Source organism: Cellulomonas sp. P4_B5_2 (assembly GCF_056402235.1).
Map to the genome: position 1 here is coordinate 1 of NZ_JBFUHU010000205.1, position 6,673 is coordinate 6,673.

At 74.8% G+C, this 6,673-nt stretch carries 5 protein-coding genes; 3 read left to right on the top strand and 2 right to left on the bottom strand.

Going from position 1 to position 6,673, the window contains the following annotated elements:
• The 3 genes from AC1DUQ_RS14790 to AC1DUQ_RS14800 form a co-directional block, all read left to right on the top strand.
• Nucleotides 1-295: DUF2249 domain-containing protein (locus tag AC1DUQ_RS14790; protein WP_477074040.1), on the top strand; the 295-nt coding region annotated here is incomplete at its 5' end.
• Between the two features lie 22 nt (nt 296-317).
• A complete protein-coding gene (locus tag AC1DUQ_RS14795; protein WP_477062377.1) occupies nt 318-1,439 on the top strand; it encodes a hypothetical protein in 1,122 nt (373 codons plus the stop codon).
• Nucleotides 1,436-4,027 (top strand): multicopper oxidase domain-containing protein, encoded by a 2,592-nt coding sequence (locus tag AC1DUQ_RS14800; protein WP_477062376.1) that lies wholly within the window; start codon nt 1,436-1,438, stop codon nt 4,025-4,027. The genes AC1DUQ_RS14795 and AC1DUQ_RS14800 overlap by 4 nt, the downstream gene beginning before the upstream one ends.
• Nucleotides 4,028-4,034: 7 nt before the next feature.
• Here AC1DUQ_RS14800 and AC1DUQ_RS14805 read toward each other — a convergent pair whose 3' ends face one another.
• Together AC1DUQ_RS14805 and AC1DUQ_RS14810 are read right to left on the bottom strand one after the other, a co-directional pair.
• Nucleotides 4,035-5,771 carry a hypothetical protein gene (locus AC1DUQ_RS14805; RefSeq protein WP_477074041.1) on the bottom strand — a complete coding sequence of 579 codons (1,737 nt, stop codon included), beginning with the start codon at nt 5,769-5,771 and terminating at the stop codon, nt 4,035-4,037.
• Nucleotide 5,772: 1 nt separating this feature from the next.
• Nucleotides 5,773-6,673, bottom strand: a 901-nt coding sequence (locus AC1DUQ_RS14810) for a hypothetical protein (RefSeq protein ID WP_477074042.1), incomplete at its 5' end; no start/stop codon positions are given.

The following is a 6,673-nucleotide window of genomic DNA, read 5'->3' on the forward strand; positions in this document are numbered from 1 at the left end:
CCGCCCCGGCGCGGTCGCCGCCGAGTCGCCCGTCGAGCACGCCTGCGAGTGCGGCCACGACGACGCCCCGAGCATCGTCCTCGACGCCCGCACGATCCCGCACGCCGTCCGGCACGCCTCGATCTTCGGCGCCCTCGGCGCGATCCAGCCCGGCTTCGCGCTCGACCTCATCGCCCCGCACGACCCGCTGCCGCTGCTCGCTCAGCTGGAGCGCAGCCGCCCCGGCGACTTCGCCGTCTCCTACCTGGAGAGCGGACCGGACGCCTGGACGGTCCGCCTCACCCGCGCGCTGTAACGCCGGCACCGGCCCGCCGCGGATGACCACGCTCAGCCCCGCCCGGCGCCCCGGCACCGGCACGGCGACGCGACCCCGGGTCCCCGCCCGGCTCGGCCTGCTGCTTCTCGGCGGGTTCGCCCTGCTCGCGGGGCTCGATGGCGCCCTGGTGCTCCTCGGCCTCGCGGCGCCCGTCGACTCGCTCCGGCTCGCCGAGGTGCACGGGCCGCTGATGGTCTTCGGGTTCGTCGGCACCGTCGTCACGCTCGAACGGGCGGTGGCGGTACGCCGGCCGTGGGCCTACCTCGCGCCCGGCCTGCTCGGCGCGGGCGGGATCGCGCTCGTCTCGCCGCTCCCGGTGGTCGTGGGCCAGGTCCTGCTGGTGGGCGGCAGCGCCGTGCTGCTGGTCGCCTACGCCGCCATCTGGCGCAGGCAGTCCTCGGTGGCCACCGCGGTGCAGGTCGTGGGCGCCCTGATGGGCCTGATGGCGACCGCCTTGTGGTGGCGTGGCCTGGGCATCCCCCAGCTCGCCCCGCTGCTGATCCTCTACCTGGTGCTCACGATCGCCGGTGAGCGGCTCGAGCTCTCGCGCCTGTCGCCGTCGGTGGACCAGCGCGCCGAGCAGTGGCTGTTCGGCATCGGCCTCGGGCTCGCCGCAGGTGCGGTCGTAGCGCTCGTCCTCCCCGTCGCCGGGTACCCGCTCCTCGGCCTGGGCATGCTCGCCGTGGTGGGCTGGCTGTCCCGGCACGACGTCGCCACCCGCACCGTGCGCTCGGCCGGGCTGCCGCGGTACATGGCGTGCTGCCTGCTGGCGGGCTACGTCTGGCTGGTGGTCGTGGGCGGCATCTGGCTGGTGCAGGGGCCGGTCTACGCCGGCCCCGCGTACGACGCGATGATGCACGCCGTATTCCTCGGCTTCGTGATGTCGATGATCATGGCGCACGCCCCGACCATCCTTCCCGCGGTGCTGCGCCGCCCGTTGCCGTACCGCCCGGTCATGTACGTGCCCGCAGCGCTGCTGCACGTCTCGCTGCTCGCCCGCGTGCTGCTCGGTGACGCCTACGGTCACCCCGCCCTGGTGCAGTGGGGCGGGGCACTCAACATCGTGGCGGTGCTCCTGTTCGTGGTGGTCGCGGTCGCGTCCGTGCTGAGGGGGACGCGATGAGGGACCGGATGTGGCACGTCCTCACGGGCATCCTGGTGCCGGCCTGGCTGCTCGCGGCGGCGCTCGGCACCCTGCTGCACCGGATGCTGCCGTCGTCGGGCTGGCTGCTCGTGCACCTGCTGCTGCTCGGCGCGGTGAGCACCGCCATCCTGATCTGGAGCCAGCACTTCGCGGACACCCTGCTGCGGCGACGAGCCCTCGGTCACCGGCTCTCGCTGGGTCTGCGCCTGGCGGCCCACACGGTCGGTGCCGTCCTGGTCATGACCGGCATGGTCGTCGACGCGTTCGGGCTCGTGCTGGCCGGCGGGATCCTCGTCGGCCTGAACGCCGTCGCGCACGCCGTGGTGATCGTCGGCCAGTCACGTGGCGCGCTCCCGGCGCGGTTCTCCCCCCTGGTCCGCTACTACGCCGCCAGCGCCCTGATGCTCGCGGTCGGGGTCACCCTCGGCGTGCTGATGGCCCGACTGGACGGAGGCGGCGAGGACTACGAGCGCCTGTTCCTCGGGCACCTGGGCCTCAACCTGCTCGGCTGGGTGGGGCTGGCCGTCATCGGGACCATCGCCCTCCTGTGGCCCACCGTGCTGCACACCAGGGTCGAGGCAGCGACCGCGGCCGCCGGGCCGACCCTGCCCGTGCTGATGGGCGGCCTGGGGCTGCTGGCGCTCGGCTGCCTGACCGACCTGCGTCTCGTCGTGACCCTGGGGGTGCTGGTCTACCTGCTCGCGCTCGGCCGGGTGCTGCGCGAGGCCGTCGGCCACCTGCGCCGCGCACCCGCCGTCACCTACGCCGGCTGGAGCCTGGGCGCCGCGCTCGCCTGGTTCGCGCTCTGCACGCTCGGGTTCGCCGTCCAGGTGGCGCTCGCCCCCAGCTGGACCGTCGCCGCCGCCCGCGTCGAGGCGCTCGTGCCGTACCTCGCCGTGGGCTTCGCCGCGCAGGTGCTCCTGGGCGCGCTCAGCTACCTGGTGCCCGTCGTGCTCGGCGGCGGCCCTGCGGCGGCCAAGGCCACCGCGGCCGAGCTCGACCGGGGCGGCCTGTTCCGGGTCGTCACCGTCAACGCCGCGCTCGGCGTGTCGGTGCTGCCCGTGAGCAGCAGCCTGACCGTGGCCCTGTCGCTGCTGGTGGTGGGCTGCATGGCCAGCTTCCTGGTGCTCTTCGCCCGCGCCCTGCGCACCAACCGGCGGGTCCGCGCCCTCCCGCTCGTGCGCGTGGCGCCCGGAGAGCGGTCCCCCGTCCCCGCGCCGCGCGCGACCGGCCGGATCCTCGTGGCCGCGGCCGCCGTGCTGCTCACGGTGACCGCAGGCATCGTCGTCGATCCCCCGTCCATGGGCCCGCAGACCGCCTCGGCGCAGGAGGGCGCGCCCGTGCACGCGACCGGGCACACCACCGAGGTCACCGTCGAGATGGTGGACACCCGCTTCGTGCCCGACCGTGTCGAGGTCCCGGTGGGCGACGAGCTCGTGATCACCCTCACCAACCGCGACGACATGGTGCACAACCTCGTGCTCGAGACCGGGCTGGTGTCGCCGTCCCTGGAGCCGGGCGAGAGCGAGGTGGTGACGGTCGGCCCGATCGGCGGCGACGTGCAGGGATGGTGCTCCATCGCCGGCCATCGTCTGCTCGGCATGGACCTCGACGTCGTCGCGGTGGGCGCTCCCGAGCACGTCGGTCACGACGTCGACGCGACAGGGGCCTCGGCCGCGGACGAGCTCGACCCGATGAGGGAGCCCGAGGCCGGCTTCGTGGCCCGCGACGCGACGGTGCCGCCCGCCGCGGGCACCACCGTGCACCGGCGCACCCTGACCGTGAGGGACGTGCAGACCGAGGTCGCCCCCGGCGTGACGCAGACCCTGTGGACCTTCGACGGCACCGTCCCCGGGCCGACGCTGCGCGGCTCCGTGGGGGACGTCTTCGAGATCACCCTGGTGAACGAGGGCACGGTGGGGCACTCCGTCGACTTCCACGCAGGCGGCATCAGTCCCGACGAGGTGATGCGGACCATCCAGCCGGGTGGCCGTCTGACCTACACGTTCACCGCCACGCGGTCGGGCATCTGGCTCTACCACTGCTCGACGATGCCCATGTCGATGCACATCGCCAACGGCATGTTCGGGGCCGTCATCATCGACCCGCCCGGTCTGGCCACCGTCGACCGCGAGTACGCGCTGATCCAGTCGGAGCTCTACCTCGGCGCGCAGGGCGGAGAGGTCGACGCCGCGAAGCTGCAGGCTCGGGAGCCCGATCTCGTCGTGTTCAACGGCTACGCGAACCAGTACGCCGCGCGGCCGCTGTCGGCCCGCACGGGCGAGACCGTGCGGTTCTGGGTCCTCGCCGCGGGGCCGGACGTCGGCACCTCCTTCCACGTGGTCGGCGGCCAGTTCCACACCGTCTTCAAGGAGGGCGAGTACCTGCTCCGGGACGGTGGCAGCACCGGGACGGGTGGCTCGCAGGCGCTCGACCTGGCCGGTGCCCAGGGCGGCTTCGTCGAGGTCACCTTCGCCGAGGCGGGGCACTACCCCTTCGTGAGCCACGTCATGTCGGACGCCGAGCGGGGGGCCCGCGGGATCGTCACGGTCACCGACCCGCCCTGAGCACCGTCTACTCGACCAGGAAGTCGTACCGGACCCCGCTGGGCGGCAGGCCGGTGCTCACGCTGGTCCGGTGGGCGGCCCAGACGTGCAGCGACCCGTCCACCCAGCGCGCCGACTGGTAGGTGCGCTGCACGACGATGCCCCCGCTGGGCACCTCCTCCTCGGGGATCAGCAGGGCACCGTCGGGGCCGCCGCCGAGCAGCCGGGTCACGCTGCTGACGACGCGGCGCCCCCCGGACAGCTCGAGCACCGAGCCGCGGGCCAGCACGACCTGCTCGGTCCCGTCGACGCGTACGGGGAGCAGCGGGACCCAGTGCGGCGGAGGCGCCTGGGCCAGGTGGTAGTCGGGCGCCTCGTCGGGGTCGCCGGGTAGGTCGGGCGGCCGCGCCGCGCTCAGCTCGACGCCCACCTGGAGCGGTGACTCCTGGAGCTGCTCGACGGCCCAGCCGAGGTTCGCCTGCTCGTCCCGGGCGAGYACCACCTGCTCCACGACCGGCCCCACGACGGGCTGGGCGAGGCGCGGTGCCAGGTAGAGCAGGTTGGTGATCGGGACGCCCTCCGAGCCGTCGCTCGACGGGCTGGAGTGCTGGAAGAGCCCCCACCGGCTGGACGACTCGAGCCGGTGGTGGCCGTGCGGCCGCAGCAGCGTCCGGGCGCCGAACGTGTCCGTGACCACCAGCGACGTCGACGACACGAGGTGGCCGACCGGGAGCTCCACCCCGATGACGAACCAGTCGTTGCCGTAGCCGGACAGGGTCTCGATGAGGAGAACCTGGGCCAGGTCCGTCTCGGCGGGCTGGAGCGCGGCGAGGTTGAGCCGGCCGTCCTCGAGCTCCCAGAACCGGCGGGCGGGCAGACCCGGGGCCGTGACGGGCGCGGGCATGACCGTGCGGGTGACCGCCTGGCCGACCTCCGCAGGGGTGGTCCCCAGGTTCACGTCCCCGTTGACGTCCAGCTCGTACCAGTCGAGGGTGTCGCTGTCGTAGCGGTGGGCGGTCAGGGTCATCTCGCTCGCCGGCTCGGCGGGCCTGCGGGTGGCGAACGACGCGGTGTGCTCGAACCGGGTGGGCTGCCAGCTGGTCGCGTCCGGATCGGCGTCCGCGAACAGCCCCGCGACCAGCCGCAGCCAGTCGGCACCGGCTGCCCGGAGCTCGGCGCGGTCGGCCTGGGCGATCTCGACGCCGAGGCGGATCAGGTCCCGACCCTGCAGCTCGCCGCGCAGCCGCCGCCCGTCGACGCTGCGGCCGGCGTGCAGGCGCGCAAACCCGGCGGTCGCGGGGTCGAGGGTCGCCAGCACCTCCGGCGCGGGCTCCGGCACCGCGAACGCCCGCACGACGTCGGGACCGTAGTCGCGCGACGTGGTCTGCTGGGCCAGGACCCGCAGGAACAACCGCCCGGTGTCGACGGCGAGGCGCAGGCCCTCGGCGGACGCCGCGGTCGTCGGCAGCGGCGCCCCGGCACGCTCGACGAGCGTCTCGAGCGGGGCCGCCATCGCGTCGAACCTCGGTGCCTGCAGCGTCGTCTCGGGCGGGACCGGACCGGCCACGAAGCGGGTGGGTCGGGAGGCCTCGCCGCGCCAGCGCGCCAGCACCGGGGTGCCGCCGTCGTGGCCGGCGAACTCCCCCACCTGCCACTGCCGGGCCAGCAGCCACAGCGGGTCCTGCACGGGCGCGGTGGCGCCGTCGATGACGTCGGGCCGCRGCGGTTCCGGCTCCAGCCGGGAGAACGTGGTGATCGAGGCCATGTCAGCCGCCCACCGGGGTGGTCAGGGCGTTCGGGTTGGTCGACACGGCGTCCCGGTCCGCGTTGAAGGCGAGCACGGTGGCCGGCAGGTACTGCCGGGCGGCCCCGAGCGCGCCCGGCGGGACGGCCCGCAGGTGCGCCTGCTCGAGGGTCTCGACGAGCACCTGGTTCAGGGTGCCCAGCGTCCACGGCTCGCCGACCACCGGTGGCACCGCCAGCAGGACGGCCTGCGGGGCCATGAGCTCCGGCGGGTCGTAGCGGAAGGCGACGCCCGTGGTCTCGGTCGCCGAGGGGATCACCTCGGTCCACTCGTCGACCAGGAGTCCGGCGAGCTCCCGACCCGGCACGACGAGCTCGACGCCGGACAGCGCGACGGAGACCGCGCCGTCCACGTAGTGATCGGCGGGCAGCGCGTTCCAGACGTCGCCCGGCCGGTGCGGCACCTGCGCGGCACCCAGCGAGACGACCGGTCCGCCGAGCGCCTCCGCCTCGCGCAGCGCGATCCCCAGCCGCGCGAGCGGCTCCCGCACCCGTTCCATCCGGGTCAGCCAGACCTCCACCGCCAGCGGGTCCCCGCCGAGCAGCGCCGGATCGTCCCGAGACGCCACGAGGTCGGCGGTCGTCGGGGCGACGAACCGCGGCAGCGCCACGAAGCCGGGCCCGAGCAGCGCCCGCAGCCGCAGCAGAGCGGCCTCCCAGGCGGGCGCGGACGACCTCGCCTGCACCGCGCCGGCCTCCACGAGCCGACCCTGCAGCTGGTCACGGGCTCGGGCGGCCGCCGCGGACCAACCGTCCACCGTGGTCTCGACGGGCACCGCGGCGTCGCCGACCCCGAACGCCCAGCTGGCAGCCACCGCGTCCCGCAGCCGCTGCGCGCCCTGGTCGGCGAGGGCGGCCTCGAGC